The sequence below is a fragment of the Microcystis sp. LE19-195.1E genome (genome assembly GCF_027532095.1).
GTDB classification, from domain to species: Bacteria; Cyanobacteriota; Cyanobacteriia; order Cyanobacteriales; family Microcystaceae; genus Microcystis; species Microcystis aeruginosa.
Genome location: NZ_JAPZSZ010000237.1, coordinates 1 through 2,987 on the forward strand (window position 1 = coordinate 1; position 2,987 = coordinate 2,987).

Sequence of the window (2,987 nt, forward strand, 5' to 3'; positions counted from 1 at the left end):
TTGCGGGGATCGGGGGGAAAATTCAGGTACTTTTTCCCTGAAAATTAGGTAATTGACTACCTCAAAATCGGTAAAACCCCACACCCCACACCCCACACCCCACACCCTGCCCCCAGGAAAAGCTTTTTCAGCAAACCCTAGGTAGTTGACCACCTGAAAATCGGTAAAACCCTACACCCCACACCCCACACCCCACACCCTACCCCCAGGAAAAACTTTTTCAGCAGACCCTACTTAACAATAACGGGTACGGTAGGGATCGAACCTACAACCGTCCGCTTAGAAGGCGGATGCTCTATCCATTGAGCTACGTACCCAGGAAAGCACAATTATAGATTATACTTCCAAAAGTGACAAGTGGTAGGACTAATTTTCGCCGTTGCCCCTCTTTGCCACTGTCCAAGCTTAATGATGGTGGTGGTGTCCGTGGTGATGATGGTGATCGGAATGAATGTGAGGAATTGTTACAGAACTATTGACAGATAAAGCCTCTTGTGATAGCAAAGCTTCGATATGTTCCTCGGCCCAATCGGCGACCATCCGGCAAAATTCGGGGTTATCGTTGACACAGGCCATCTGCACATAATTAACTTGGTCGTGTTTGCGGCGTAAAGCTTCGATAATATGCTCCACATCCAGTAAAGTTTCGTGATTTTCCGTAGCAAAGCCAATCGGCATGAAAATTAAGGCTTTGGCCCCTAATTCAATCAAATTCTTCGCCGCTAACTCTGCATTCGGTTGCGTCCATTTAATTAAGGGGGTTTGGTGATTTAACCAACCCACAGAAATCAAGGGATAACGATAGATTAATTTTTCCCGGACTAACTCGTATAAAGCTTGACTTTCATCGATTCCCGACGTAAATCCCTTAGCTTCGTGGGGACAACCGTGATTCATCAAAATAATGCCAATTTGCGAGGGAAGACAGCTACTAGCTACCTCGGCCGCGATTTTTTCCTCCACTAACCGCGCCATTAGATCTATATAAGCGGGTTGGTTATAAAACGAGGGAATATAGCGCAATCCTTTAACCCAATGTTCCCCCGTTTGTCCTTGAGCTAAAGCTTTGTTAACTTGTTCGATCGCAATGCCACTGGTAAAGATAGAATCAACAACGAGGAGAGGATAGATCAAAATTTTCTCGAATCCCCGTTCGCGGATTTCCGTTAACACCTGTGCCGGTAAAAAAGGCGCGCAGAAGTTAAACGCTTTGAATACCTCCACCCGATTACCCCATTTTGCCTGTAAATTGCGCTCGATTTCCTGTCTTTGATGCTCGAAAATGTGGTTATGGGGCGAAATAAAGTGATTATGCTGGTGCTGCCATTCGTGTAGGTCAAATAGGGCCAATAATTTCGCTAGGGGAGGATAAACCCAAGTCGGCACAGGAGCGAACTTAGCCGTCAGCAAATTTAAGGCCTGTTCATTATAGTTGGCAAAGTCCTCATAACTCTCCACTTCCCCGTATCCCATCAATAATACCGCCACTCGATCGCTGTGGTTGTGGGTAGCGGCTAACTGTTGTTGATCTGAAATGGCAACCACGTTTTTAACCCCGATTTTCTAAGTGAAAAACGCTATATCACTGGGATAGTAGCACTTTTCTATCCTATCCCCTAGCACGGGATAGACCGCTAAAAATTTATAACCTCTACAGAATCATACAGATTGCTTATCATCCTCATTAATAAAACGAGATGTAAAGAAACTTTAAATAATGTTAAGATCGTTGTAGTCCCACTTATGAGAGATATGACAGCAGGCGTGTTTGGTAGCTTACCTTTTCCCAATCAGAGCGGCGATCAACTCATCAGTAAGGCGGTGAGTGCTGCGATCGCTGCATTATTCAAACGGACAGGCAAGCTGAAAGCGACTGTCCGCGCCGAACCCGTGGCCAAATTACTCCAAGGCAGTATCGACGGTTTTGACTTTATCGGTCAGTCGATGCTGATGTACAATGGCCTACGCATCGAAGCCATGGAATTGTATGTACAAGCGGTGGCGATCGATTTTAGTGCCATTTTTACCGGACAGGTAAAACTCCGTCAACCGACGCGGGCCACTTTGCGGGTAGTTTTAACGGAAGAAGACTTAACCACCTCTTTTAATACACCTTTTATTGTCGAAAAACTGCAAAGATTAGAGTACGAAGGTAAATCAATTCACTGTCAGAATACGGAATTAATTCTCAATGACGATAAAACTTTAACTCTGAAAAGTCTGATCAAATTGGGAGAAGAAGAACCAATTCTTCTAGAAATGACCACTGCTGTGGTTGTGGAAGAACGGCGAAAAATTCAGTTTGTTGAGGTGGTTTATCAAGGGGACGAAAGATCGAAAGCTTTAGGAGAAGCTTTAATCAGCCACGTTAACAACCTCATGGATTTAGATAAATTTGCCCTCGATGGTACCCAATTAAGAGTCGATCGACTACGTTTAAAAGATAAACAGATCATCTTTTATGGTATCGCCGATATCGAGCGTTTTCCCCAAAGAAAATAGGCAGTATTTTGGCCTTTTAATCGTGCTTGTGGCTACAGGGAGGCACAGGATCGTAACCTCCGGGGTGAAAGGGATGACAACGGAGAATACGCTTAATTGCTAACCAAGAACCGCGCAGCACACCAAAGCGCTCGATCGCTGCTATGGCATACTGGGAACAGGTGGGTTGAAAACGACAGGAAGGGGGAAATAGCGGCGAAATAAACCGTCGATATCCCTCAATTAAGCCAATAAAAATTCCTTTCATCGGAAATTTTGGGTCTGAAACCCCGTCGTTCTACGACGGCTTTACTGTTAAATATTAGCACATTTACGAAATATATGCTAGTGTGAAAGGACATGGAAAAAGCCTATTCGTTTCGATTTTACCCCACACCAACACAAGAGTCGCTATTGCGGCGCACATTGGGCTGTGTAAGATTAGTTTACAACAAAGCTCTCCACGAACGAACACAAGCTTGGTACGAAAAGCAAGAAAGAGTAGG

The 2,987-nt window shown here is 44.7% G+C and carries 4 protein-coding genes and 1 tRNA gene; 2 read left to right on the forward strand and 3 right to left on the reverse strand.

Features of this window, described 5'->3' with window-relative positions; translation table 11 throughout:
• Positions 1-244: 244 nt before the first annotated feature.
• A tRNA-Arg gene (locus O9300_RS13265) sits at positions 245-317 on the reverse strand.
• Between the two features lie 88 nt (positions 318-405).
• Positions 406-1,545, reverse strand: a complete 1,140-nt coding sequence (locus O9300_RS13270; RefSeq protein WP_287739329.1) for a ferrochelatase — start codon at positions 1,543-1,545, stop codon at positions 406-408.
• Positions 1,546-1,743: 198 nt separating this feature from the next.
• On the opposite strand from O9300_RS13270, the gene O9300_RS13275 reads away from it, so the two are divergent.
• Positions 1,744-2,502 carry an LmeA family phospholipid-binding protein gene (locus O9300_RS13275; RefSeq protein ID WP_002757745.1) on the forward strand — a complete coding sequence of 253 codons (759 nt, stop codon included), beginning with the start codon at positions 1,744-1,746 and terminating at the stop codon, positions 2,500-2,502.
• Between the two features lie 16 nt (positions 2,503-2,518).
• On the opposite strand, the gene yidD is transcribed toward O9300_RS13275, so the two are convergent.
• Positions 2,519-2,749, reverse strand: coding sequence for a membrane protein insertion efficiency factor YidD (gene yidD / locus O9300_RS13280; protein ID WP_079208867.1), 231 nt, complete (start codon positions 2,747-2,749; stop codon positions 2,519-2,521).
• A 92-nt stretch (positions 2,750-2,841) separates the two neighbouring features.
• Here yidD and O9300_RS13285 point away from each other — a divergent pair.
• Positions 2,842-2,987: helix-turn-helix domain-containing protein (locus O9300_RS13285; protein ID WP_185237745.1), on the forward strand; the 146-nt coding region annotated here is incomplete at its 3' end.